Consider the following 24,581-nt stretch of genomic DNA (forward strand, 5'->3'; position numbering starts at 1 on the left):
GCAACCGATACCGATACCCAAGGGCGCTCGGCCGGGCACCAGCCCGCGAGGGTTTTGGACCGTCGCAGCGGTACTGGGCCTCTCGCTGACCGCTGCCAGCTCGCCCACACCGCTGTACGGCGTCTACGCCGCCCGTTGGGGCTTCTCCGCCATCACACTGACCGTGGTGTTCTCCGTCTACGCGGTGGCACTGCTCGCCGCCCTGCTGGCATTCGGCACCCTGTCGGACGCCATCGGCCGCAAGCCGGTCGTCCTCCTGGCACTGGCTCTGCAGGTGATCAGCCTGCTGTGTTTCATCGCAGCCACAGGCGTCGGATGGCTGCTGGCGGCCCGGGTGGCGCAGGGCGCGGCGACCGGCCTGGCAAGCGCGGGAGTTTCGGCCGCCCTGCTGGACCTGCAACCGGCCCGACGACCCGGCCGTGCGGCGCTGGTGAACGCCCTGGTGTCCACCGGCGGACTCGGCGCGGGCGCCCTGGGGTCCGGGGCGCTGGTCGAGTACGCCCCCCATCCCGACCGGCTGGTGTACATCGTCCTGCTGCTGGTGGCCGGAGTCCTGCTGGCGGGAGTGCGCTTCCGTGTCGACGAGACGATCACCGACCGCACCAGACCGCGGCTGTGGAGCGGAATCGCCGTCCCGGAGCAGGCACGCCCCACGTTCCTGGCGGCCGTGCCGTGCCTTGCCGCCACACTGGCCCTGGGCGGGCTGTACCTGTCCCTGGGGCCGTCCCTGGCCGGCGACCTGAGCCACAGCCACAACCACCTGCTCGGCGGCGGTGTCCCGGCCATGCTCTGCGGCACCGGAGCGCTGTCGATTGCGGCACTGCGCTCGTGGTCTGCCCGCACCTGCATGATCGCAGGCTGCATCAGCCTGACCGTGGGCCCGGCCCTGACCGTCGTCGCGCTGAGTGTCTCCGACGCCGGTCTGTTCTACGCCAGCACGGTCGTTGCCGGCGTCGGCTTCGGCGTGGGCTACCTCGGAGCGTTCCGCAGCCTGGTCGTCCTGGCCGCCCCCGAACACCGGGCCGCGCTCGTCTCGGCGATCTACGTCGTGGCGTACACGGCCTTCTCCGTGCCCGTCGTCGTGGCCGGTGTGATCGACACGCACATCGGCCTGCGGGACACCGCCACCGGCTTCCTTGCCGTCCTTGCCGTTCTCGCCCTCACGGCACTGATCGCCACCTTGCGCACCGCGCCACCCGCGCAGCCCGTCGTGGCAACTCCGCTGCCCGCGGGGCTCAACGACCCGCATTCCTCCTGAAAGGAAAACCCACCATGTCCGCCACCGTCCTTCTCGTCCACGGAGCCTTCGCCGACGGCTCCGCCTGGAACAAGGTCATCGCCCACCTCCGCGAGGCCGGCATCAGCGCCCGCGCGATCCCCAACCAGCTGCGAGGTCTGACCGCCGACGGCGAGTACGTCGCCAGCGCCGCCGCCCAGACCGAAGGCGACGTCGTCCTGGTCGGCCACAGCTACGGCGGTCCGGTCGTCACCTATGCCGGAAGCTCCGCCGACAACGTCAAGGCCCTGGTGTTCGTGGCGGCCTTCGGCCTCGACAAGGGCGAGAACGCGCAGGACGCCCCGAGTTCCTTCCCGCCCTCGGAGCTGGTCGACGCGCTGCAGCCCTGGAGCTACCCGGGCAGCGACGTTCCCGAGTTCACCTTGCAGGTCGACAAGTACCGCTCGGTCTTCGCCGCCGACGTCACGGCACAGGAAGCCGCGGCCGGCGCCGCCAACCAGCGCCCGGCATCCGGTGTCGCCTTCGGCGAGCCGCTGTCGGTCGAGCCGGCCTGGAAGCGCCTGCCCACCTGGTGGGTCATCCCGGACGCCGACAACGCGATCAACCCCGAGTACCAGAAGGCGACCGCCGCGAAGATCGGCGCGAAGGCCACGGTGCTTGAGGGCGGCTCCCACTCCATCGCGGTGTCGCGGTCGCGCGAGGTCGCGGACGTGATCATCGAAGCGGTGGCCTCGGCCTCGTGACCCGCTCCGCGGGGGTCGCTCACCGGCCGGCCCGGTCAGTCGCCGTCGATCAGGCGCTGCCTGGTCTCTTCGAGGATCCGGTCGGACAGGGCAGGATCCGAGCCGTGCACGGCCCGGGAGAGAACCATGGCGCCGATCATCGTGGCCAGCGCGGGGAAGTCCGGTGCCGCGGGAACGCCCTCGGCGGGCGGGTCGCCGGTGACCGATCCCATGGCCAGGGCCATGCCGGTGACGCCGGAGGCGAACACTTCCTGCATCTGGGGCGAACCGCGCCAGGCGTCGGCGGCCAGAGCGGCCACCGTGCAGGCGTCGTGCGGATCCTCGCGGCGATGAACGGACAGGTAGTCGTCCACGACGCGCCGCAGCGCGTCGTGGCGGCTGCCGCCGTCCGCAGGGGTGTCCGGCGGGCCGACGGCGGACTCGTAGAGGGCCGCCACGCTCTCGCGTACCCCGCGCGCGCAGGCCTCTTCGGCCAGGGCTTCCTTCGAGGCGAACTGAAGGTAGAAGCCGCCGTGGGTCAGGCCCGCGGCCTTCATGATGTCGGCGATGGTCACCCCGTCCAGACCCCGCAGACGAAACAGTTCGCCGGCGGTGTCCAGCACGCGTTCGCGGTTGGCCGCGGCCTGCTGACGGGAGACGCGCATCGCAACCTCCGGGACGAGCGGCTGCCTTTCGGCCAGCCCGGCATTCTGCCTTGACGGAAATAAATGTTACATGTCATGGTTAAAGCTATACATGATGGCGAACATTTAACTGACGGCCTGGTCGCTCTTCACCGCCGACATGGCGCCCACCAGCCGCTCTCGGGCCCAGCCCGACGAAAACCTTCGAACGAAGCTCTCACGGAAAGAGGGATCCACCATGACCACTCCCCCCTACCCGGCCGAACGTACTGCCCTCGTCCTGGTCGATCTCCTCAACGACTTCCTCGCCGACGAGGGCAAGCTCAACGGCCTGATCGCCCCCATGCTCAAGGAGATGGACCTCACCGCCCGGCTGGCGCACCTGATCGAGAAGTCCCGCGAGCGGGGCGTGCGCATCTTCTACTCCCCGCACGGGATCGACGAGCACAGCTTCGACGACGTCACGTCCCTGCTGCCGGTGTTCCAGGGAGCCCTGGACAACCAGGTGTTCTGGAAGGGCTCCTACGGGGGCGACTTCTACCAGCCGCTGCGGCCCCGGGACGGCGAGACCGTCATCAGCCACCACCGGATGTTCGACTCCTTCGTCGGGACCGACCTCGACCAGCAACTGAAGGCGCAGGGCATCGAGCGCGTCGTCCTGGCCGGCCTGACCGCTCACACCTGCGTCGAGGGAACAGGGCGGCACGCCCTCGAGGCCGGATACCACGTCACGTACCTCACCGACGCCGTGGCGGAGTTCACCGAAGCAGCTCAGCGCGCAGCGGTCGACCTCTCCTACCCGACGTTCGGCCACGCGGTGACCACCATCGACGCATTCCTCGCCGGTGTCGAGCCCGCAGTGACGGCCTGAACGGGCCCCGAAAAGTACCAGCAGCCGTGAATATCGCCGGCAGCCCGCGCGAAACCGTGAACTCAGAGGTCTGGACATGCACTTCGACGTAGTAGTTGTTGGAGCCGGAGTCGGCGGATACACCGCCGCCATCCGATCCGCCCAGCTCGGGCTGCGCGTGGCGGTGGTCGAGGAGCGGTTCTGGGGCGGCGTGTGCCTGAACGTGGGGTGCATTCCTTCCAAGGCACTGCTCCGCAACGCGGAGCTGGCGCACATCTTCACGCACGAGGCCGAGGCCTTCGGTATCCGTGTCGAAGGCAGCGTCGGTCTCGACTACATCAAGGCGTACGAACGAAGCCGGAAGGTCGCCGACGGAAGGGTGGCCGGTGTCCACTACCTGATGAAGAAGAACGCCATCACCGAGTACGACGGCGCCGGATTCTTCACCGACGACCACACCCTGCGGGTGACCTCGCCGGACGGCCGGGTGCAGACCCTCACATTCGACCACTGCATCCTCGCGGTCGGTGCCACCACGAAGCTGCTGCCCGGCACCGCACGCAGCGACCGCGTCGTCACCTACGAGGAGCAGATCCTGTCCGACACGCTTCCCTCAAGCGTTGTCATAGCCGGTGCCGGAGCGATCGGCGTGGAGTTCGCCTACGTGCTCAACAGCTACGGGGTGAAGGTGACGATCGTGGAGTTCCTCGAGCGCATCGTTCCCCTCGAGGACACCGAGGTCTCCGCCGAACTGGGCCGCCGTTACCGGCGTCTGGGCATCGACGTGCTCACGTCCACTCGGGTCGAGGAGATCGACGACAGCGACCCGGCGGGCAAGGTACGCGTGACGATCACACGCCGGGGCGAGCGGCAGGTACTCGAAGCGGACAAGGTGCTGCAGGCCGTCGGCTTCCAGCCGCGGGTGACCGGCTACGGGCTGGAGAACACCGGTGTGCGCCTGACCGAGCGCGCCGCCGTCGAGGTGGACGGGCGAGGCCGCACCTCGAACCCGCACATCTTCGCCATCGGCGACGTCACGGCCAAGCTGATGCTGGCACACACCGCCTCGGCCATGGGCGTCATCGCCGCCGAGACGATCGGCGGCGCGGAGACGATGGAACTGGACTTCGTGATGATCCCGCGGGCCACTTACGGCCAGCCGCAGATCGCGAGCTTCGGATGGACCGAGGCACAGGCCCGGGAGATGGGGTTCGACATCAAGGTCGCGAAGTTCCCCTTCACCGCGAACGGCAAAGCCCAAGGACTCGGTGAACCGGCCGGATTCGTCAAGGTGATCAGCGACGGACGCCACGGCGAGCTGCTCGGCGCGCACCTGATCGGGCCGGAAGTCACCGAACTGCTGCCGGAACTCACGTTGGCGCAGCAGTGGGACCTAACCGTCCACGAGGTGGCGCGCAACGTTCACGCCCACCCCACCTTGGGCGAGGCGGTCAAGGAGGCCGTCCACGGGCTGGCCGGCCACATGATCGACTTCTGACGGTTCAGCCCACCGGACTCGTAAGTCCCCACACCTTCCACCTTCCCGGAACACCAACAGCCCGGCGACCGCGGGCCCCGCGAACGACGGCAATCGTCTGTGCGGCACTGACGCGCCCGGCGAGATCGGAGGTGACGGCCATGAGGGGACTGGAGATCACCGTCATCCTGCTCACCGCAGTCCTGACGCTGACCTGGACAGCCCGCCGCATACACGCCAGCGAACCCGTACTCCTGCTCCTGGGCGGAGTCCTGATCGGGCTCGTTCCCCAATTCCGGAGCGTCCGCCTGCCGCCCGACCTGGTGCTGCTGATCTTCCTGCCACCGCTGCTGTACGCCGAGGCGCTGACCATCTCGCTCCGCCAGATCCTCGCCAACCTGCGGACCATCGTCACGCTGGCCGTAGGCCTGGTCCTGACCACCGCCCTGACCGTGGCAGGAACGGCCCACGCCTTCGGCATGGCCTGGCCGATGGCCTTCGTCCTGGGCGCCGTACTGGCTCCCACCGACGCCACCGCGGTGGCGAGCGTGGCACGAGGCATGCCCCGCAGCACCCTGACCACCATGCGGGCCGAGAGCCTGGTCAACGACGGCACAGCGCTCGTGGTCTTCGCCGTCGCCGCGCAGATCGCCGCCGGCGGTCACTCGCCGCACTGGGACGAGGCGATCTGGCGATTCGTCTTCAGCTACGCCGGCGGCCTGGCCATCGGGGCGGCGGGAGGTGCACTGGTCGTCGCGGTACGGCGGCGTATCAAGGACCGCGCTCTGGAGAGCGGGCTCAGCGCACTGACCCCCTTCGCGGTCTACCTACCCGCGCAACTTGCCGGAGCGTCAGGGGTTCTGGCGGTGGTGGTGAGCGGGCTGCTGATCAGCCGCGCCAGCCCCCTGCTGGTGACCGCCAGCAGCCGTATCCAGACCCTGGCCTTCTGGGACGTGACCACCTTTCTGCTGAACGGCTCGCTGTTCGTGCTGGTCGGCATGCAACTACCCAATGCCGTCAGCGGACTTCGCTCGCTCGGACTCGGCCAGGCGTGCCTGCTGGCAGCCGCGGTCTGCATGGCAGTGATCGTCACCAGACTCGTCTACATCCACACCGTACCGCTCGTGGTCCATGCGGTTCGCGGGCAGCGCGACGCACACCCTCGACCGTTCGCCGGCAGACAGCGCCTACCGGTGGCCTGGGGCGGAGTGCGTGGAGCGGTCTCCTTGGCTGCCGCACTGGCCGTTCCGAGCTTCACCGCGGACGGAGCAGTCCTGCGGGGCCGGGACGTGATCGTCTTCACCACGGCCGCCGTCATCCTCGGCACGCTGCTGCTCCAAGGGCAGAGCCTCCCCGCGGTGATCCGCTGGTCCCGGCTGCGATCCGACCTCGCCGAAGGCGACGAGGAGCGACTCGCGCGCCACCGCGTCCTGGAGGTCGCGCTGGATGAACTGCCGCACCAGGCATCGCGCCTGGGTGTCCCTCGGGAAGTAGTGGCGCGGCTGGAGCGGGAGTTGCACGAGCAGGCTCAGCTGCTGGGTCCGGACAACGAATCGGCCCACCACACCGAGCAGGAACTTCGCCACACCCTGCTCAGCGCCAAGAGGACGGCTCTGGTCGCGCTGCGGGATGCACGTGTCATCGACGACGCGGTGCTGCGCCGCGTACAGGAGACCTTGGACACCGAGGAGATGTGGCTGGAACGACGGGATGCGGCCGCACACGGCGGCGGGACCTCTGGCGGCCCGAGGGGCGGCTCTCCGGCACCGGGCCAGAAATCTCCACGACGAGAGCCCGTCGACGGATAAAAAACTTCTGACACACAGCTGCGGCAGATTGCCTGAAGGCTACCCGTACACAAATACAGGCCACTGCCCCAACCCCCCTTAGGAATAAGGCTCTTCAAAGTCGACCGCTGGCCTGGGGCCATCCCCTGCTTTTCGGTCCCGGGTGCGGGACAGCGCAGGCGCCGGGCACCTGAGGATACGTGTGTCCACAGCCAAGTTGTCGGAGACAACTCAGCCTGCTAGGTTTGTTGGAGCAACTCAGATATGGGGTCTGAGGACTTGCAGGTATCCGAGGAAAGGAAAGAAAGATGATCGTTGTCGGTACTTCCGATTGGCGCGGCGCGTTCCGAGACGGCGAGGGAACGGTTTCCACCGCCACCACGGACACCCTGCCGAACGCTCCGTACACCTACGCCAGCCGCTTCGACGGCGCGCCCGGAGCCATCCCCGAGGAACTCCTCGCAGCCGGGCACGCCGGTTGCTTCAACCATGCGGTGGCCAACATCTCGGGCCAGAAGGGCCTGACCGTGGAATCCGTCCACACCTCGGTCGAGGTGACGATGGGGACCGACGACCACGGGCCCGCCATCACGGGTGTCCACATCACCACGGACGCCACGATCCCGGGGGCGACGGAGGACACCTTCCGGCAGATTGCCGAGGGCGCGCGAGCCTGGTGCGCATTCTCCAAGGCGCTCTCCGTGGAGATCACTCTGAAGGCCACCCTCTCCAACTGATCAGCCTCCGCAGCCGCCCACGGCTCCGCAGGGGGAACCGAACACTCAGAAAGGCTGGGCACTCATGCCGTTCGCCAACGACTACAAGCCGACCCACTTCACGCTCACCGAGACGTCCCCGACTCTGTGGCGGGTGACCTTCGACAACCCGCCCGTCAACGTCATCGGCCCGGACCTGATGCGTGACCTGAAGGAGCTCCTCACCGAACTGGAGAACAACGACACCGTCAAGGTCGTCGTCTTCGACAGCGCGAACCCGGAGTTCTTCCTGGCCCACTACGACCTGGCGGCCGACCCGGCGATCGCCGAGGCCCTGCCCGGCACGACGGGCTACGCGGCGTGGGTCGACATCCTCGTCCGCCTCACCAAGCTCCCCGTGGTCACCATCAGCGCCATCCGCGGTATCGCCCGCGGAGCCGGCAGCGAGTTCGTCCTCGCCACCGACATCCGCTTCGCCAGCCTCGAGAAGGCCGTCCTCGGCCAGATGGAAGTCGGGTTCACGGCGGTGGCCGGCGGCGGTGCCACGGCGCGATTGTCGGAACTGGTCGGCCGCGGACGCACCTTCGAGATCATGCTCGGAGGTGAGGACTTCAACGGCGAACTCGCCGAGCGGTACGGCTACGTCAACCGCGCCATCCCCGACGCGTCGTTCGAGACGTTCGTCGACTCCTACGCCACGCGGGTCTCCAAATGGGACCGACGGGTCCTGGTGGACATCAAGAGTTTCGTCAACGAGCTCACCCTTCCCGTCGAGGACGTCTTCCCCCGGCAGTCGGACGCCTTCTGGGCCGCTGCCGCCCGTCCGGAGTTCCAGTCCATCAACGCCCAGCTCTTCGAGCGCGGGCTGCAGCAGAACAGCCACATCGAGAGGAACCTCGGCGCCGAGATGGGCCGCACCTTCCCCAAGCCGGTGTCCGAGTCCTGACCCGCCCCGTGCCGGAGATGACAGGCACGGCGTTTCAGATCGCGCGGGGCCGTCCGGAGGTTGCGGACCTATGAGGGCACGTCATGCCGATAGGCCCGCAACCACGCTCGGCGGCGTCGGACGGCCCCGCGTCACCACCCAGCCCTTCTCACCACCCGCATCGAAGGAACACTGAGCATGGAAGACAACGGGATCAATCCCTCGGCGGCGCCTTCGGGAAGCGGCTGCGTCGAATGCGAGGAGTCCGGGGGCTGGTGGTTCCACCTGCGCCGATGCGCTGAATGCGGGCACGTCGGCTGCTGCGACGACTCCCCTTCCCAGCATGCGCAGAATCACTGGCGGACGACCGGTCACCGAGTCATGCAGAGCTTCGAACCGGGCGAGTCCTGGTTCTGGGACTACCTCACCCAAAGGTCCGTCCACGGGCCGGTTCTGGCACCCCCACAGTCGCATCCGGTCACGCAGCCCGTGCCCGGTCCCGCCGGCAGGGTCCCCGCCGACTGGGAGTTCAAGTTGCACGCCTGAGGCGGCCGCTCTCCCCTCACGAGGAGTCGGGGTCCTGAAGCTGCGCGCGTACAGCTCCGCGGGCCGGTGTGGACGACTCAGTGAACTTCGGTGCGGTGCCCGCCGCCCATCGACACCTTCAGCCTGGAAAGGGCATTTCATGACCTCACGGCTCACCGGCTCAACCGCCCTGGTAACCGGGTCCACCAGCGGGATCGGACGCGCGATCGCCGAGGCGCTGGCTCAACTGGACGCTCACGTCATCGTCTCGGGCAGGGACCCGGCACGTGGTGAAGACGTCGTCGCCGGGATACGTGCCGCCGGCGGCAAGGCAGACTTCATATCCGCAGACCTCAGCGACTCCGCCGGCGCTCACGCCCTGGCCGAGCAGGCCACAGCCGTCACTGGCAGGATCGACATCCTGGTCAACAACGCCGGCATCTACACCTTCGGCCCGACCACGGAATTCACCGACGCAGCCTTCGACCGGATGTACAACGTGAACGTGAAGGCGCCCTACGTGCTCGTGGGCGACCTCGCGCCGGGGATGGCCGAGCGGGGCGGAGGCGCGATCATCAACATCACCACCGGAGCGGCGGTCAAGGGCCTTCCCAGCGCCGGGCTCTACGGTTCGAGCAAGGCTGCCATCGACCTGCTCACGAAGGCATGGGCAGCCGAATTCGGGCCCCGAGGAGTCCGCGTCAACGCGGTCAGCCCCGGTCCGATTCACACCGCCGGCACCGAAGCGATGGGAGAGGGCGCCATCGAGTCCTTCGCGGAAGGACTTCCGGCCGGCCGGGTCGGACAGCCGCACGAGATCGCCACCGCTGTGGCCTACCTCGCCTCCGACGACGCTTCGTTCGTGCACGGAGCGATCTTCTCGGTGGACGGTGGCTTCACCGTCATCTGATGCAACCGTGCAGTTCGGACCGGCCACCCACCGCAGGAGCCGGGCCGACGTGTCCTTCCTGGGGCAGCCGAGCCCCGTTCGGCCACAGGCAGGCGACCTCGTGAAGAGGTCGCCTGCCTGTGGCCGAACGCGGACAGCCCCCGATCCTGGCGCAAGGAGTTCAGTGGTCACCTTCCAAGGCGTCGCGCACATCGCCTTCACCGTCGGGGACATGGAAGCCGCGGCCGCATGGTGGGGGAGAGTCTTCGGATTCGAGCGTGTGATGCGCATCGAGGAGCCGCCGACCGTGCAGCGCCACCCCCGCATCCTTGTCCGGCACCCACGCTCCGGTGTCTTACTCGGGCTTCACGAACCCTACGACCGGTCGGGAGACATGTTCGACCCGAGCAGGACCGGGCTCGATCATGTGGCGCTCACCGTGCTGGACCAGGAGGAGCTTTCAGCCTGGATGGACCGGCTCGACCTCCTGGGGGTGGAGCACTCTCCCGTGCGGACCTTCGGGGCCTCCCGGTTCATCTCACTGGAAGACCCCGACGGAATACAGATCGAGTTGTGGTCCTCGGGAGGCGCTCCAGGTCCCGACGCTGCGTGACGTGCACGCTGCGGGCTGCCCGCGCCCGGCAGGGCAACCGGGCGCGAACCCCGACCGCCACGACGCCGTGAGCTTGTCGAGTACAGGGCTGAAGTCCCCGAGCCCCAGCGACATGTGCCCCTGTCCGGAGTCCAACTCGGCATCCGCCCCCGGGATGTGGGCGGCGAGCCACCGGCCGTGTGCAAAGGGAACCATGAGGTCCTGGGCGCCCTGCCGGATGAACGCCGGTACCTGCACGTCCTGGAGGAGGAAGCCCCAGGGCTCCAGGAATGCCAGGTCGTCGTCGATCCAGCCGCACGCACCGTGCGCCAACCCCTCGGCGACGGCCGAGGCCAGCTCATCCGCGACCACAGCCGTCGGGAACGTCCGATCCACCGCTGCCAGCATGGGCGCAAGCCCCGTCCGCAGGCCGGCGCCGTCGGCCCTGCGCATTCCTGCGGCCTCCGCCTCCAGAGCGGATCGCAAGGCATCCTCGCCTTGCATGGCCGGCTCTCGGAGGGCGGGGTGTGAGGTGATGTCCGTTTCGCTGCGCGGAGGGAGTTGCTGCGCTGGTTGTCTGGGCGTTCTGGGCAGGCGCGTTTGTGCAGTTCATGGGTGCGTGGCGGGTCTCGGCATCCGCAGCATCGGCCGACGTCGCCAGCGGACCGGTCACCAGCTCCAGCCGGGCGGCTGCGACACTGCCAGGCGAGAGCGCCAGCCGTCGGCGCCGACCACATGCCTCGGGGGCACACATGGGGACATTCGAGCGCGTCAATCTGTTCTACGGCGTCGATCACGAGCAGGTGTACGCCGCGTTGGAGGAGTTCTGGCACCAGGAGGAGCACACGCTCAAACAGGAGGACGTTCACGACGTCAACCTCGACTCGTACGCCCTGCACGAGCGGCGCGGTGACTGGACCGTGCTGAAATGGACCCGGGGTTGGGAGTGGGACCTGCGCCGACGCGCCCAGCTTCGCGTTTCACGCGTCTACGACTGCCCGGGGCTGCTGGTCTTCATCTACGACGATGACTTCTGGGGCTGCGAGCTGTTCCACCACGGCAGAGCGATCGACCAGTTCCAGCAGGAGACTGGCATCATTGGCTCGTTCTTCGGCGATCTTCCGTGCCAGGGGCGCCCCGACCTCCTGCTGGCCCAATTCCCGGCTCTGGATCTGGATATCGAGCATGCCCGGGGCTATCTGACCCACTACAGCATCGACGACCCCGGGCACGAGGACATCGATTGGGAGGACGAGCACGACCCTCTCAACAGTCCCGTCCGTCCGAGCGATGGGTACGGCCGCCTTGAAGGAGGCGTCTACTGGGACTTCCAGAACTTCCTCGGCGTCAACCACCGTGCCCCGGTCTGGCGGAGATTCACCACCTCGCCCCAGGCACTCAGGAGAACGGACAAATGATCGGTTCTGCCCGAGACCGAAGGTGGCTACGCCCCCTGGCCCGCACCTGCCGCGGCAACACGCCTCAAACGCTGATCATGCTCTGAACTGTGGAAAGTAGCGAGTGGCCCCAGGCGCCACAGCGGACGGTTGTGGTCGTGGCGGGGTGCGTGCAGGCTCTGGGTGTCGAGCGCCACCAGGCTGGGGTCGGCCAATCGGCCCCTCTTCTCGCGGATCTGCCAGCGCAGCAGGTCGTGAATGACCTGGTCGGTGCCGTCGTTGCGCCACGGGTAGAAGTGGTACTTCACGGCGGCACCCGGCGGAAGGTCGTGCGGGAGGTAGTCCCACTGGCAGCCGGTCCGGGACTGGCAGCAGCTCGCATTCCGCCCTCTCAGAGGTCTTCGGCAGCCATGGCCGCGCCGACGATGCCGGCATCGTTGTGCAACTCCGCGGGCACGATCGGGGTTGTGACACGGCCCAGCAGCGGCAGGAACATCCGCGCTTCACGGCTGATGCCGCCTCCGATGATGAAGAGCCCGGGGGAGAAGAGCCCTTCCAGGTGCGTCAGGTAGGTCTCAAGTCCGCGTGCCCAGCGCGACCAGCTGAGGTCACCGTCTTCCCGTGCCTTCGCCGAGGCACGTCTCTCGGCGTCGTGGCCGTGCAGTTCCAGGTGGCCCAACTCGGTGTTGGGCACGAGCACGCCGTCCACGAAGACCGCGCTGCCTATACCCGTGCCCAAAGTGAGGACGATCGTCGGTCCCCGCCCGGACGCCCAGGACCAGCCTGCTCGTCCCCACTGCGTTCTGCCGGCGCCGTACGTCATCTCGGCCATCCCCGCTGCATCGGCGTCATTGAGCAGCGCAATCTGCGTCCGCAGGCGGCGGGAGATGAGCTCGGCCGCGTCCAGGCCAATCCAGCGAGGGTCGAGGTTCGCTGCGCTGCGCGTGACGCCGTCGATCACCACTCCCGGAAAGGCCACACCGACCGGGCCCGGCCAGCCGAAGTGCTCGACGACTTTGCGTACCCCCTCGACGACGCTGGACGGGTCGGCCGGATGCGGGGTCGCAATCTCGTACCGCTGCGCTGAGAGGGTCCCACTGCCCAGGTGGACCGGCCCGCCTTTGATTCCCGTACCGCCGATGTCAACGCCGAACGCCTGCATGGCTCTCCACGATCGTTTGCCCTCGATCCGGCCGCTCTGCGACGGGGGCGCCTCGCCCCCACCGAGCGCCGGCGGTGTGGTTCCCCTCGAGTGCCGTGGGCGCCTCCGGCAGCCGCGCGGTCCGCGGCTGTCATGCGCAGTGGAGGCGCCCACGGCTCCGCCGCGTCCCAGGAGCTGACCGGATGTCCCCTGGGAGCGTCGGTCCTCGGACCGTCAGTGCGCTCCGGCAGCCTGCTCGACCAGGTTGCTGACCGCCCCGGGATCGGTCAGCGCCACCACGTGCGGGGCGTTGACCTCGACCGTGTGGGCGTGGGCGCGCTGCGCCATGAAACGCTCGGCGGCCGGCGGGATCGCGTGGTCCTGGTCGGCGACCAGATACCAGGACGGGATCGTCTTCCAGGCCGGAGCCCCCGAAGGCTCGTTGAGCGCCTGTACGGTGATCGGCCGCTGCTCGGCCGCCAGAGCTGCGACGTCGGAGTCGCTGACGGAGCTGTCCAGGAACAGATCGCGGTAGTGATCAGGCTTGAGATACAGGTCGATGCCGGTGGTCCCGTCCGCCTGCGTGTAGGGAACCGGGTTCAGAGCCGTGGGCACCGGTGCCGTGGGGTCGTCGGTGATGTGGCTGCCGGGGAACTTCGCCGACAGTCCTCCGGCGGTCTCGCCGGCGTCCGGGGCGAAGGCGGCGATGTAGACCAGCGCCTTGACGTTGGTGTTGCCCCGCGCGGCGTTGGTGATCACGGAACCGCCGTACGAGTGGCCCACCAGGACGATCGGACCGGAGATGGTCTTCAGGTAGTCCGACACGTAGGTGGAGTCGCTGGCCAGACCGCGCAGCGGGAGCGGCGCGGCGTCGACGGTGTATCCGTCGTGCTGGAGGCGCTTGATCACGCCACCCCAGCTGGAGGAGTCGCTCCAGGCGCCGTGGACCAGTACCACGGTCGGCTTCGGAGCGGTCGGCGCGTGGTGCGCGGGCGAGGACGCCACGGCCAGCGGCGTGAGCCCGGCAGCCAGCGCTACGCCCGCGGCCACGACCGCGGAACGCTTGGTGATGCGTCGCATCATGATGCAACTCCGATGGTGATGTGGACGGCGTGTTCCCCTTCGGGCCCGCCGTCGCGTCGGGACTTCTGTGGCTGAGTGCCGGCGGCGTTGGGACTTCTCTGACCGAACCGGCCGAGTCCCGCACTCCTCAGGTGCGCTGCTTCTCCTTCCTTCCGTCGCGCCGTAGCGGCGGTGGAAGAGCAAGCAGCACACGGAGAGGACACCACTCTAGCCTGAGTTGCCCATAACAATCCAGTGAGCTAGATTGCTGTAACCAATCCAGCGTGGAGGAACGATGAAGATCGACGGCAGTACCGCCCTGGTCACAGGTGCCAACCGCGGCCTGGGCAAGCGCTTCGCCGAGCAGCTCGTGGCCCGCGGCGCGCGAGTCTACGGCGGTGCGCGCAACCCGGATTCGATCGATGTGCCCGGCGTCGTTCCGGTGCGGCTCGACGTGACGGACCCCGACTCGGTGGAAGCCGCAGCCAAGGCGGCGACCGGCATCTCTCTTGTGATCAACAACGCAGGTACCTTCACCGGGGTGTCGGTGACGGACGGGTCCCTTGAGGACATCCGCCTGGAGATGGAGACGCACTACTTCGGCACGCTGGCGGTCAGCCGGGCGTTCGCACCCCAACTGGCGCACAACGGGGGCGGCGCGATCCTCAACGTCCTGTCGGTGCTGTCGTGGCTCACCTATCCCGGGTTCAGCGCCTATTCGGCCGCCAAGTCGGCCCAGTGGTCCCTGACCAGCGCGCTTCGCAACGAGCTGGCAGGCCAGGGCACCCAGGTGACGGCTCTGCACGTCGGCTACATGAACACCGACATGGTCAGCTCCATCGACGCCCCCAAGAGCGATCCCGCCGTCATCGCGGCGCTGTCGCTGGACGCCCTCGAAGCGGGCGCCGTCGAGATCCTCGCGGACGAAGGCGCGCGCCAGACCCAGGCAAACCTCTCCGGCGGCGTGGCCCTTCTGTACCCGCCGGCTGCCTGACCCGTAACGCCCGGAACGGAACCTGGTGGGGGTGGAGGGGCTCATGAAACCCGGTATCCACCCCACTTCGCGGCAGGTGGTCTTCCGCGACCGCGTGGGAGGGCTCGCGTTCCTGACGCGGTCCACCCTGGACTCGCCCAAGACGATCGCGTGGGAGGACGGGAACACGTACCCGGTCATCGACGTGGAGGTCTCCTCAGCGAGTCACCCCTTCTACACCGGCGCGGCTCGCGTGCTGGACACCGCCGGCCGTGTGGAGCGGTTCGAACGCCGCTACGGCCGAAGGACCGGTGACAAGCCCGGCAGCCCGGAAGGCGCCGACCGCCAGGGGTGAGACAGGCGCACAGCGTCCGGACCACCTCGATCGCGAGGTCGGGCGGAGCGACTCCGGCGGGTGCTCGGCCCCTGGAGATGACGGTCAACGACGTACGGACGAGGTCATCGGTATGGGCGACATGACGGCGGCGAAGAACACGGCTCCGCCCGACGCAAGGGCGGGTAGGGCCTGGTCTGTGCACCTGCTGTCCCTCGCCGCGGGTTCGGCGATCGCAGTGGGGGTGATCTACCTGCCGCAGACGCTGTTGTCGACGATGGCCGCTGACTTCGGAGTGACCAGCGCCGCGGCGAGCATCCTCCCCACGGTCATTCAGGTGGGCTACGCCCTGGGGATCTTCTTCCTCGTCCCCCTCGCCGACAGGGTGGCACCACGGCGCCAGGTCACCGTGCAGTCGTTGCTGCTGACCGTGGCGCTGCTGGCCACGGCCGTCATGCCCGGAGTACTGGGAGCTGCACTGGGCTTCGCGGTCGTGGGGTTGGTGGCCAACATCGCCCAGGTCATCATCGCCGCGTCGCCGAAGCTCGCGCCGCCGGGTGCGGGCGCCGGCGCCGTGGCGACGATCGTGGGTTCACTGACCGTCGGAATCTTCGGCGGCCGCATCATGGCCGGGCTGCTCGTGACGGCCGTCGGCTGGCGCTGGGTGGTCGTGCTCTTCGCTGTCCTGGTCCTTGCCGTACTGCTGGCGCTGCGTGCCGCACTGCACCCGGCGCAGGCCACGAGCCCGGGAACCGCCTACCGGAGCCTGCTGGGGTCGACGCTGAACTCGGTGCGGACAAGCCGTGCCACCCGCGAGTCAGTGCTGATGCAGTTCTTCGTCTTCGCTGCCTTCAACGCACTGTGGGCAGCCATGGTGCTGCACCTGACAGGATCCCGACACGCCTGGTCGGCCGCACACGCAGGCCTCTTCGGTCTCGTCGGGATGGCGGCAGGCCTGGCCAGCCCTGTGGCGTTCCGGTTCACGAGACGGATGAGCGAGCTTGCGATCGCCGGCACCTTCCTCCTGGTCTTCCTGGCCGCCACGACATCGATCACTCTCGACGCCGACGTCATCCCGCTCTTCGCCGTCTCGGTGTTCCTGGCCACCGGAGCGAACCAGTTCATCCAGACCGCGGCTCAACGGCGTGTCCTGACATCCCATGCCGATCATCCCGCACCTGCCAACGCACTGTTCATGGTCGGCGTGTTCGCCGGCGGCGCGACCGGCTCCTTCAGCGGCGTAGCGGCCTTCACCGCCGGCGGCATGAGACTGGTCGGCGCGCTCGGGGCGATGCTGATCGTCTGCGGGAGCGTGGTCTGGGCTCTTGCTGCCCGGCACGACCGCAAGCACCAGCGCAGGGATGTGCCGCACGATCCGATCCAGGTGCCCGAACGGACCTGAGGACGCTTCAGGGTCGAGCACCCGGTGAACACCCACCCCCGCCGGCGCCATCTGACTCCTGCCCGTTCGGCAGCGTGAGGCCGAAGCCGGCAAGCCCGTGGCCGACAGGCACGCCTGTCGGCCACGGGCTCTGCGCTACCCCGGGCACGCGGACCGCGGGCCGGGGACTTCGGCTACGCCGGACCGACAGCTGCCAGGAACTGGTCGACGGTGACTGTCTCGTGCCCGTACACCGGGTAGGCCAGGTCCACTGCAGCGCGGTGTTCCTCCTGGGTGAAGTCCGCGACCGCGTCCGCGACGAACGTGACGTGGTAGCCGGCTTCCAGAGCGTGGCGGCCGGTCCCCTCGATGCACGCACTCGATGTCAGTCCGGCGAAGACGATCTTCTGTATCCCCTGCGCGTGAAGCTGCTCCTGCAGATCGGTGCCGATGAAGGAGTCGTACATCCGGTGCTGGGTGAGCACCGTCTCGCCGGCCTGCGGGCGCAGCGGTGGGTAGAAGTCCGCTCCCGTGGTGCCCTTCCAGAACGCCTTGTTCTCCAGCGCCCTCGTGAAGCTCGGATGAAGGTAGGTGATGTCGTCGAAGCTGTGCTCGTCCAGGCCGTGAGGGGCGTAGATGATCGGGACACCGGCTACCCGGGCTCCGGCGATCAGGCGACCGAGCTGGGAGACCAGGTCCTGGCTCCTGACCATTTCGGCGATACGGGCGTTCAGCTTTCCGTCGTCGGCCAGGAACTCATTCAGGAGATCGATGAGCACCAGGCCCGTGGTCCCGGTGTCGTAGCGCAGCTGTTCTGCCATGACGGAGTTCTCTTCTCGCAGAGGGGGACCCTCCGACGGTGATGACCCGGCAGGGTCTCACATTTATGAGGGTCGTCATTTAAATGAGCTTAACATGTTGCTCATCATGTAACTCGTCAGGTGACATCAGCCCTGCCGTAGCCCGGCTGCCTCGTCGTCCCGCCCCGGCTCGGTCGGCGGCCTGCACGCGAGCTGGACGCCGGGAACGGGGCCACGTGCGTCGCAGCCCCGGCTGATGGTCAGCGCGGCGATGAGCCCACCGGCCAGACACGCCGTAGCTGCGATCAGCATGGCCGACCGGAATCCCTGCGCCAGGGAGTCGGCGCCGCTCACGTCGATGCCTGCAGCGCCGGGGAGCACGGCGATGGCGACGAGCCCGGCCACCCGTGAGATGGCGTTGTTGGCTCCCGACGCGGCGCCCGCCCGCTCGTCGCTGACGGCGGACAGTACGGCGGAGGTCAGCGGGGCCACGGTGAAGGCCAGGCCCAGCCCGAAGACCAGGACGCCCGGCAGCACGTTCGGCAGGTACGAACACCCCGGCGAGATGTGCGACATCAAGACGAAACCGGCCGCGGCCAGCACGGGGCCCAGCGTCATCGGGATCCGGGGACCCGTGCGCTGGGTCACCCCGCCGATCCAGCTCGACAGCAGCAGGATCTCCACGGTGATCGGCAACGTCGCCAGTCCTGCGGCCAGGGCCGAATACCCCAGTGACAGCTGCAACTGTAGCGTCAGCAGGAACAATCCGCCGCTGAGTGCCGCGTAGACGGCGAACGTCACCAAGTTGGCTCCGGTGAACTGGGCGGAGCGGAACAGGGACAGCGGCAGGAGTGGAGTCGGGTGCAGATGCTCGATCACGACGAACGCCAGCAGCAGGACCGCCCCGGACGCACCCGTCGCCGTGGTGAAGACGGTCCAGCCCCGGGTGGGCACCTCGATCAGGGCGATCGTGACACCGGCCAGCCCGGTGGTGACCGCGATCGTCCCGGCGACGTCGAGACGTGACGCATTCCGGGCCTGGCTCTCCGGCACGTGCCGGGCGGTCGCGAGTACCACGGCGGCAGCCAGGGGCACATTGATCAGAAACACCCACCGCCAGGACGCGGCGTCGATCAGCCAGCCGCCCAACAGCGGGCCCAACGCAGTGGACACCCCCGACAGACCCGCCCAGGCGCCGATCGCCCGCCCGCGGTCAACCGGGCGGATCACCGCGTCGATCAGGGCGAGACTGCCAGGTACGAGCAGCGCACCGCCCACGCCCTGCAGTAGTCGAGCGCCCACCAGCACTCCGGCCGAGGGCGCGGCCCCGCATGCCACGGATGCGGCGCTGAAGACCACCAGGCCGACGAGAAACAGCCGCCTGCGCCCGTAGCGGTCTCCCAGCGCACCGCCGAGCAGCAGCAGGGCGCTCAGGGTGAGCAGATATCCGTCGAGCACCCATTGCAGGGTGGAGAACCCGCCGCCCAGATCATCGGTGATGGCGGGCAGAGCCACGTTCACCACCGAACCGTCGAGAAAAACGATTCCGGACCCCAGCGCGGTGGTGGCGATGAGCCATCGGCCTCTGGCCGACGCCAGCGCCACGCCTCCTCCCGCCTCCTGCAGCGCGGTCGCCTCAGTAGTACCCATCACCCCTCCAGGCGTCGAGGGCCCAGGGTTCGGCACCCAGCGGTGACGGCCTCCCGAGGCCCTGCATTGCCGCAGCGCTCGCGCTTCACAAGGCGGTGGGTGACGAGCCGACCGTCCACACCTGGCCGTTGTCCTCGGTCCCGAGATGGCCCAACAGGGAAGCTGCGGACCGCTCCGCGGTGATGAGCCGGCCTTGCTCGTAGGAGGTGACGAACTGTCGGTGCAGCTCGTCACCGATCTGCCGCGGATCCTGCTCGCGGATCCACGCCTGCATCGCGGTGTCGACGATGCCCGGCCGGTAGGCATTGACGGTGACGCCCGTTCCGCCGGTCTCGGCCGCCAGGTTGAGGGTGTGGGCTTCCAACGCGGCTTTGGTGCTGACGTAGACGTTGCCACCGGGCATGCTCGCCGGCCGGGCGGCCAGTCCCGAGGAGAGGTTGACGATCCGGCCCCAGCCCCGTTCCCGCATGCCCGACAGCACGGCGCTGCTCAGCGCGGCCGCGGAAACGACATTGAGGACCAGCGAGGACACGAACTCCTCGGGGGCCAGCCGCTCGGTGGGCCCGAGGGGGGCCACCGTCGCCGCGTTGTTGATGAGGATGTCGATGACGCCGCCGGCTTCCATCACGGCGCGGCCTGCCTGCCGCAGTTGCGACGGGTCCGAGAGATCGGCGACCACCAGTTCAGCGCTGCGCCCCCTGGCACGGATCTCGTCCGCCGCGGAGGCGAGCTGCTCCTTGGAACGGGCGAGGAGGACCAGGTCGGCCCCTGCGTCCGCGAGAGCGGTGGCGACGGCGCGGCCGATGCCGCGTCCGGCACCTGTCACGAGGGCGGTCTTACCACTGAACGAGGAGGACATCGGTGTGTGCCTTTCTTGCCGAGGAGATGTGCGACACGGGCAGGCCCGCTCAGCTCGGCAGGCCCTGCAGCAATGGATCGGGGGAAGCGAGGGTCGTCTCGGCCTTCTGCCATGCCTGCATCTGGTTGCACCCCTCAGGCCATGAGCGGCCAGGCCGAGTGGACTCCCGCTTGGTCACCGGCTGTAGACACCCACGGTGCGCGCCTGCTCGATGATGTGCTCATCGACAGCCGCCAGGAGGCCCGCGCGGTCAAGGCCCGGGCTGAGGTTCAGCCCGCCCTCGAGCGCGTAGAGGTCGAAGTGGTAGTGGTGGTGGCTGCGGCCGGGCGGGGGCAGCGGCACGAAGTATCCGGGCTGGCCCAGTGAGTTGATCCCGGCGGTGTAGGCAGCGCCGTCGTCGTCCAGTTGGGTGGTGCCCGCGGGGATTCCGTAGACGACCCAGTGGGTGAAGCCGTAGGTGAGCGGCGCGTCGGGATCGTGCATGACCAGGGCGTACGACACCGTCCCGGAAGGCGCATTGGTCCACCGGAGGGGCGGGGGTACCGGACGGTCGAGGTCGGTGTAGCGCTGCGGGATCCGCTCGCCATGACCGAAGGCCGGGCTGGTGATGTCGAGGTCGCCGAGGTTCAGCTTGGGCGCGTCCATCGAAGACGTCCTCTCGGGGAGGTGGCAGACCCCGCCGCGGGTGAACGCCAACGTGGCTCCATGCCAGAGTCTGAGTCGTGAATAACGACTCAGATCAACTTACAGGTCAACCCGCGCCACGACAAATGAGTCGGCTCGCTGGAGGAATGGACTTGCGATGGCTTCCCTGGGTGCTTAGCCTGAGTTGTAGATGAGGATCATGGCGCCAGGTTGATGAGCCAGCGGGGAGCTTCACCGGGTCCCGTCCCGGCCCGGACCGAAATCGAAGGCGTGCGCATGACCGTCGAGGCGCAGCTGCCCGATGTGAGGCAGCGGCGGTTCCGGGAACTCGCGGAACGGGCCGTACGTACGTGCGCGATCTCGAAGGCTCTCAGCGTCAAGCATCACGGTGACCGCCGCACTCGATCCCTGACGATCATCGCGGAAGGCCGGCCCGAACCCGTGGACGGCCCCGGACCCGGAGGTTTCCATGCAGCAGCCACCTGAGACCAGCGCCGAACAGGCCATACTCAGCCGCATCAGTGCCATGGTCGGAGACGAGAAAACGCTGCGCGCCCTGATGGAAAGCGGTGGCATCGACGGCACGACGGAACGTCAGCGCCTCGCCGCGCTCGAACGTGAACTCGACCAGTGCTGGGACCTGCTGCGCCAGCGCCGCGCCCTGGCCGACGTGGGAGAGAACCCGGGTGGCGCCCGAGTTCGCCCCTCCTCGACCGTCGAGGGGTACCAGTCGTGACCGCGGGTGAGGCAGCCGAGGCCATCGTTGTCACCGACCATCAGCAGAAGCGGCAGTACGAAGCGCGTGTCGACGGCGAAATGGTCGGACGCGCTGTCTACTTGCGCCGGCCCGGAGTGATCGCCTTCGTGCACACCGAGGTCGAGAACGCCTGGGAGGGCCGCGGGATCGGCTCCACCCTGATTCGGTTCGCGCTGGACCAGGCGCGCGCCGAGGATCTGCGGGTGATCGCGGTCTGCCCCTTCGTCGCGGGCTGGATCGACCGGCACCCCGCCTACCAGGACATTCTCTACGTGCCGGCCAGTCGCGTGAAGGACTAGCGGTTCGTCCGGCCGGTTGAGCGGACAGGGCTGAAGGATGCCTGGAGAACGCGGGCGGCGGGAGAACGTCGCGCTTGCCCGCCCGCGAGCATGCTAGATTGTAGAAACAAACTCAGGTGTCCTTATTGACGGCGCACTGCCGTCTTCTGGGGCCCGCCGCCGGCTGCCGATGCCGCAGCTCGAGGAGCCCGCGGCCGGCTTCGCTGCCTGACCGATCTCATGCGGGCCAGCGCCAAGAGAGGTGAAGGGCCCGTCCCGCCGAAGGGTCCACCATGCCTATAGCCGTGATCGCCCTGGCGGTCAGCATGTTCGCGATCGGTACCACCGAGTTCGTCGTCGTCGGGCTGATCCCCGATCTTTCCGGCAGCTTTGGTGTCAGCATCTCCACGGCAGGGCTCCTGGTGACCTGCTACGCGCTGGGGATCGCGATCGGCGGACCGTTCCTGACGGCGGTGGCGGCCAGAGCAGAGCGCAAGAAGCTCCTCGTGAGCCTGATGGCACTGTTCGTCGTAGGCAACGTCCTGGCGGGCCTCGCGCCGAACTTCGGGCTGCTGCTGGTCTTCCGCCTGCTCACGTCATTCACCCACGCGGTGTTCCTGAGCTCCAGCATCGCTCTGGGGATCACTCTGGTCGACGACAAACACCGCGCCTGCGCCATCGCAGCGATCTTCGGTGGCCTGACCATCGCTCTGGTGATCGGCGTGCCTCTGGGGACCTTCCTGGGCAATGCGTTCAGCTGGCGCGTCCCCTTCTTCGCGGTGGCCGGACTCGGCGCCCTGGCGCTGGCCGCCGACGTGCTGCTCCTGCCCGCAACGGCGCCGCCGCCGGCCGTGGCACTCGGCGAGCAACTGCGAACGCTCGCACGCCCCCGGCTCGTCGTGGCCCTGGTGACCATCCTCCTGGGCTTCGGCGGCCAGATCCTCGCGTACACCTATGTGGCACCGTTCCTCGAGAAGATCTCCGGCTTCCCCCAGTCGAGCTTGAGCGTGCTGCTCTTCGTCTTCGGAGTGGCGGCCGCGATCGGCAACTTCGCCGCGGGGCCCCTGGCCGATCGGTGGCCCGTCGTTTCCGCCGCGGCGGGGTTGTCCATTCTGGCGCTGGTACTCCTGGCCATGACCTTCGCGGGACGCACCGAAGTGGGTGCTGTGGTCGTGATAGTGCTGTGGGGCGCCACCGGCTTCGGCCTCGGCCCGGTACTGCAGAACCTCGCCACGCGAGCAGCCCCGGAAATCGCGCACATCACCGGATCGTTGGCGGCAAGCGCGTTCAACCTCGGCATTGCCGGCGGGTCGGTGTTCGGCGGAGTCGTCGTCTCCACCCTCGGGGTGGGGTCGGTCACCTGGATCGGGGCCGCCATCGTCGCCGTATCGGCGCTCCTGGCCATCGGCACGGTGCTCAAGGACCGCGGAACGCCAGAGGAAGCCGGCGAGCCGGCCGAACTGACGGAATCGGTCGCCTGACCATCGCAAGGGGTTGCACGGGAGCCTGCGAGGAGCGGCGCCACCTGAAAGCGCCGCCGAGCTCCGACCCCGGCAGGACACGGATCCCTCCAACTCCCAGTACTCCCGGCATTTGCGGTGAAGACCGCGCCGGCCCCGAAGAGGTAGCGATGACACGCCTGCAAGAAGCTGTATCCATCGGCAAACGCGAGGACTACCTGGCGGTGGTCTCGACCCTGCGCGCTGACCTCACGATCCAGTCGTCCCTGGTCAATGCCGGAATTCTGGTCCACCCCGACAGCGGCCGGCAGGTGCTCGCGTTCGTCACATCCGGCCGGGTGAAACTCGGCAACCTGCGCGCCCGGCCACAGCTCGGCGCCACCTTCCGGCACGGTACGCGGTGGGCCACCGTCGAGGGCACCGCGGAACTGGCAGGCCCCGACGACCCCCGGCCGTGGCTGCAACCGGAGGCCCTGCCAGGGCTGCTGCGGCAGATATTCACTGCTGCGGGAGGACATCATGACAACTGGGAGGAATACGACCGGGTGATGACCGAGCAGCGCCGAACCGCCGTCCTGATCACACCCTCACGGATCTACTCCAGCTAGGGCCATGACGGAGAAGGTTCGCCGGGCTCAATGGCGGGCGACGGTGAACTGCCGCAGCGGGCCGAACCGGGTCTCGGGCCGAACCGGGCCTCGGCCGGGTTGGCGTCAGGGCGCGTGGGCCAGCCGGCAGCCTATGAACTCGGCGGAGTTCGGGCCGCACCGGGCGTCGGGGCGCGGGGACGGCTGACGTCCCCGCGCCCCGCCCGCGGGCCGGGTCAGAAGCTCTCGGACTCCGGGATCACGTGCATCGCCGCTTCCTCCGCCGACGCGCCGGCGCCGTCGAGGCCCCGGTCGGAGGCGAACAGGTCGGAGTCGGTGACCGCGTGTGCGCCCTCGTCCAGGGCGACGAGACGTCCCGCACGGGCGTCGCCGACCTCGTCGTCGAGGAGTTCGCCGTCCGTGTCCCAGGTGTCGCCTATGCCGTCGCCGAACGGGACGCCGAGGTCCGGCACCTCCTCCGCGAGACGCTCGGCCAGCGTCTCCCCGCGCCGCGCCTCCGCCGCGGTCACGCCCGTGTGCTCCACGGCCCACGGCCGCTCCGGCGGCGAGTAGCCCTCGTCCAGGGCCTCCGCGCCCGCTCGGTAGTCCAGGGTGTCCGAAGCGTCCAGCACGCCCGCGTCGTCCTGCACCTCCGAACCGTCCGGCTGGTAGACCTCGTCACCCATCACTTCGTCGGTCATGCGCGCTCCATCGTGACTCGGGCCGTCAGCTCGACGGCCTTCCATCGGAAAGCGTAGGAGGTCACGGCCACGAACGGGCGCCGCGGCCCCAACCGCCGCCCGACCCCGAGCGGCCGGGCCGGCATCTTGGCGTCGATGCTCCGATATCGTAATATCCGAAAGCATGAAGTCCGAATCCGTACGACCGGGTCG

27 protein-coding genes are annotated in these 24,581 nt (G+C 68.6%); 18 read left to right on the forward strand and 9 right to left on the reverse strand.

What is annotated here, in order from left to right:
- The first annotated feature begins 13 nt into the window (after nucleotides 1-13).
- Both BMW99_RS25540 and BMW99_RS25545 read left to right on the forward strand, forming a co-directional pair.
- Nucleotides 14-1,258 carry an MFS transporter gene (locus tag BMW99_RS25540; RefSeq protein ID WP_407640318.1) on the forward strand — a complete coding sequence of 415 codons (1,245 nt, stop codon included), beginning with the start codon at nucleotides 14-16 and terminating at the stop codon, nucleotides 1,256-1,258.
- A 14-nt stretch (nucleotides 1,259-1,272) separates the two neighbouring features.
- Nucleotides 1,273-1,980, forward strand: a complete 708-nt coding sequence (locus BMW99_RS25545; RefSeq protein WP_069463396.1) for an alpha/beta fold hydrolase — start codon at nucleotides 1,273-1,275, stop codon at nucleotides 1,978-1,980.
- A gap of 35 nt (nucleotides 1,981-2,015) precedes the next feature.
- Here BMW99_RS25545 and BMW99_RS25550 read toward each other — a convergent pair whose 3' ends face one another.
- Nucleotides 2,016-2,624 (reverse strand): TetR/AcrR family transcriptional regulator, encoded by a 609-nt coding sequence (locus tag BMW99_RS25550; RefSeq protein WP_069463397.1) that lies wholly within the window; start codon nucleotides 2,622-2,624, stop codon nucleotides 2,016-2,018.
- 217 nt (nucleotides 2,625-2,841) lie between these two features.
- Between BMW99_RS25550 and BMW99_RS25555 the strand changes: the two genes are divergently transcribed.
- From BMW99_RS25555 to BMW99_RS25600, 9 genes are all read left to right on the forward strand, one after another.
- Entirely contained in the window at nucleotides 2,842-3,474 is a 633-nt protein-coding gene (locus tag BMW99_RS25555; protein ID WP_069463398.1) for a cysteine hydrolase family protein, read from the forward strand.
- A 70-nt stretch (nucleotides 3,475-3,544) separates the two neighbouring features.
- Nucleotides 3,545-4,951 carry a dihydrolipoyl dehydrogenase gene (gene lpdA / locus BMW99_RS25560; RefSeq protein WP_107451553.1) on the forward strand — a complete coding sequence of 469 codons (1,407 nt, stop codon included), beginning with the start codon at nucleotides 3,545-3,547 and terminating at the stop codon, nucleotides 4,949-4,951.
- A gap of 140 nt (nucleotides 4,952-5,091) precedes the next feature.
- Nucleotides 5,092-6,738, forward strand: coding sequence for a Na+/H+ antiporter (locus BMW99_RS25565; RefSeq protein ID WP_069463400.1), 1,647 nt, complete (start codon nucleotides 5,092-5,094; stop codon nucleotides 6,736-6,738).
- 287 nt (nucleotides 6,739-7,025) lie between these two features.
- Entirely contained in the window at nucleotides 7,026-7,454 is a 429-nt protein-coding gene (locus BMW99_RS25570) for an OsmC family peroxiredoxin (protein WP_069463401.1), read from the forward strand.
- A gap of 64 nt (nucleotides 7,455-7,518) precedes the next feature.
- A complete protein-coding gene (locus tag BMW99_RS25575) occupies nucleotides 7,519-8,379 on the forward strand; it encodes an enoyl-CoA hydratase/isomerase family protein (RefSeq protein ID WP_079138386.1) in 861 nt (286 codons plus the stop codon).
- 177 nt (nucleotides 8,380-8,556) lie between these two features.
- Nucleotides 8,557-8,904 carry a UBP-type zinc finger domain-containing protein gene (locus BMW99_RS25580; protein ID WP_069463402.1) on the forward strand — a complete coding sequence of 116 codons (348 nt, stop codon included), beginning with the start codon at nucleotides 8,557-8,559 and terminating at the stop codon, nucleotides 8,902-8,904.
- A gap of 139 nt (nucleotides 8,905-9,043) precedes the next feature.
- Nucleotides 9,044-9,793 carry an SDR family NAD(P)-dependent oxidoreductase gene (locus BMW99_RS25585; RefSeq protein WP_069463403.1) on the forward strand — a complete coding sequence of 250 codons (750 nt, stop codon included), beginning with the start codon at nucleotides 9,044-9,046 and terminating at the stop codon, nucleotides 9,791-9,793.
- A 163-nt stretch (nucleotides 9,794-9,956) separates the two neighbouring features.
- Nucleotides 9,957-10,385 carry a VOC family protein gene (locus tag BMW99_RS25590; RefSeq protein WP_075017615.1) on the forward strand — a complete coding sequence of 143 codons (429 nt, stop codon included), beginning with the start codon at nucleotides 9,957-9,959 and terminating at the stop codon, nucleotides 10,383-10,385.
- Between the two features lie 731 nt (nucleotides 10,386-11,116).
- Nucleotides 11,117-11,782 carry a hypothetical protein gene (locus tag BMW99_RS25600; RefSeq protein WP_069463405.1) on the forward strand — a complete coding sequence of 222 codons (666 nt, stop codon included), beginning with the start codon at nucleotides 11,117-11,119 and terminating at the stop codon, nucleotides 11,780-11,782.
- Between the two features lie 26 nt (nucleotides 11,783-11,808).
- Here BMW99_RS25600 and BMW99_RS43150 read toward each other — a convergent pair whose 3' ends face one another.
- The 3 genes from BMW99_RS43150 to BMW99_RS25615 all read right to left on the reverse strand — a co-directional run bounded on the left by BMW99_RS43150 (nucleotide 11,809) and on the right by BMW99_RS25615 (nucleotide 13,985).
- Complete coding sequence (locus BMW99_RS43150; protein WP_079138387.1) at nucleotides 11,809-12,156, reverse strand: transposase; 348 nt, start codon at nucleotides 12,154-12,156, stop codon at nucleotides 11,809-11,811.
- Nucleotides 12,153-12,923: a polyphosphate--glucose phosphotransferase gene (ppgK, locus tag BMW99_RS25610; RefSeq protein ID WP_069463407.1), complete on the reverse strand. Its 771-nt coding sequence runs from the start codon at nucleotides 12,921-12,923 to the stop codon at nucleotides 12,153-12,155. Before ppgK ends, BMW99_RS43150 begins: the two co-directional genes overlap by 4 nt.
- A 213-nt stretch (nucleotides 12,924-13,136) precedes the next feature.
- On the reverse strand, nucleotides 13,137-13,985 hold the full coding sequence (locus BMW99_RS25615; RefSeq protein ID WP_107451554.1) for an alpha/beta fold hydrolase: 849 nt from the start codon (nucleotides 13,983-13,985) through the stop codon (nucleotides 13,137-13,139).
- 274 nt (nucleotides 13,986-14,259) lie between these two features.
- On the opposite strand from BMW99_RS25615, the gene BMW99_RS25620 reads away from it, so the two are divergent.
- From BMW99_RS25620 to BMW99_RS25630, 3 genes are all read left to right on the forward strand, one after another.
- Nucleotides 14,260-14,958 (forward strand): SDR family oxidoreductase, encoded by a 699-nt coding sequence (locus tag BMW99_RS25620; protein WP_069463408.1) that lies wholly within the window; start codon nucleotides 14,260-14,262, stop codon nucleotides 14,956-14,958.
- Nucleotides 14,959-15,001: 43 nt separating this feature from the next.
- Nucleotides 15,002-15,292, forward strand: a complete 291-nt coding sequence (locus tag BMW99_RS25625) for a type B 50S ribosomal protein L31 (RefSeq protein WP_069463409.1) — start codon at nucleotides 15,002-15,004, stop codon at nucleotides 15,290-15,292.
- A 112-nt stretch (nucleotides 15,293-15,404) separates the two neighbouring features.
- Nucleotides 15,405-16,673, forward strand: coding sequence for an MFS transporter (locus BMW99_RS25630; RefSeq protein WP_107451555.1), 1,269 nt, complete (start codon nucleotides 15,405-15,407; stop codon nucleotides 16,671-16,673).
- A 173-nt stretch (nucleotides 16,674-16,846) separates the two neighbouring features.
- Here the strand turns inward: BMW99_RS25630 and BMW99_RS25635 are convergent, their stop codons facing one another.
- The 4 genes from BMW99_RS25635 to BMW99_RS25650 form a co-directional block, all read right to left on the reverse strand.
- Nucleotides 16,847-17,473 (reverse strand): isochorismatase family cysteine hydrolase, encoded by a 627-nt coding sequence (locus BMW99_RS25635; protein ID WP_069463410.1) that lies wholly within the window; start codon nucleotides 17,471-17,473, stop codon nucleotides 16,847-16,849.
- Between the two features lie 126 nt (nucleotides 17,474-17,599).
- Nucleotides 17,600-19,057, reverse strand: coding sequence for an MFS transporter (locus tag BMW99_RS25640; RefSeq protein ID WP_218159314.1), 1,458 nt, complete (start codon nucleotides 19,055-19,057; stop codon nucleotides 17,600-17,602).
- 130 nt (nucleotides 19,058-19,187) lie between these two features.
- Nucleotides 19,188-19,961 (reverse strand): SDR family NAD(P)-dependent oxidoreductase, encoded by a 774-nt coding sequence (locus tag BMW99_RS25645; RefSeq protein WP_069463412.1) that lies wholly within the window; start codon nucleotides 19,959-19,961, stop codon nucleotides 19,188-19,190.
- A gap of 174 nt (nucleotides 19,962-20,135) precedes the next feature.
- The gene (locus tag BMW99_RS25650; RefSeq protein WP_069463413.1) at nucleotides 20,136-20,606 is read right to left on the reverse strand and encodes a YbhB/YbcL family Raf kinase inhibitor-like protein; all 471 of its coding nucleotides are present in this window, start codon (nucleotides 20,604-20,606) and stop codon (nucleotides 20,136-20,138) included.
- 469 nt (nucleotides 20,607-21,075) lie between these two features.
- On the opposite strand from BMW99_RS25650, the gene BMW99_RS25660 reads away from it, so the two are divergent.
- From BMW99_RS25660 to BMW99_RS25675, 4 genes are all read left to right on the forward strand, one after another.
- Nucleotides 21,076-21,342, forward strand: coding sequence for a DUF2630 family protein (locus BMW99_RS25660; RefSeq protein WP_069463415.1), 267 nt, complete (start codon nucleotides 21,076-21,078; stop codon nucleotides 21,340-21,342).
- Nucleotides 21,339-21,662: a GNAT family N-acetyltransferase gene (locus BMW99_RS25665; protein ID WP_069463416.1), complete on the forward strand. Its 324-nt coding sequence runs from the start codon at nucleotides 21,339-21,341 to the stop codon at nucleotides 21,660-21,662. The genes BMW99_RS25660 and BMW99_RS25665 overlap by 4 nt, the downstream gene beginning before the upstream one ends.
- A gap of 284 nt (nucleotides 21,663-21,946) precedes the next feature.
- On the forward strand, nucleotides 21,947-23,122 hold the full coding sequence (locus tag BMW99_RS25670) for an MFS transporter (protein ID WP_176735474.1): 1,176 nt from the start codon (nucleotides 21,947-21,949) through the stop codon (nucleotides 23,120-23,122).
- 149 nt (nucleotides 23,123-23,271) lie between these two features.
- Nucleotides 23,272-23,709, forward strand: a complete 438-nt coding sequence (locus BMW99_RS25675) for a TIGR03618 family F420-dependent PPOX class oxidoreductase (protein ID WP_069463418.1) — start codon at nucleotides 23,272-23,274, stop codon at nucleotides 23,707-23,709.
- 215 nt (nucleotides 23,710-23,924) lie between these two features.
- Here the strand turns inward: BMW99_RS25675 and BMW99_RS25680 are convergent, their stop codons facing one another.
- Nucleotides 23,925-24,389, reverse strand: coding sequence for a DUF5709 domain-containing protein (locus BMW99_RS25680; RefSeq protein WP_069463419.1), 465 nt, complete (start codon nucleotides 24,387-24,389; stop codon nucleotides 23,925-23,927).
- Between the last annotated feature and the right edge of the window lie 192 nt (nucleotides 24,390-24,581).

Source organism: Actinacidiphila rubida (assembly GCF_900110255.1).
Lineage (GTDB): Bacteria > Actinomycetota > Actinomycetes > Streptomycetales > Streptomycetaceae > Actinacidiphila > Actinacidiphila rubida.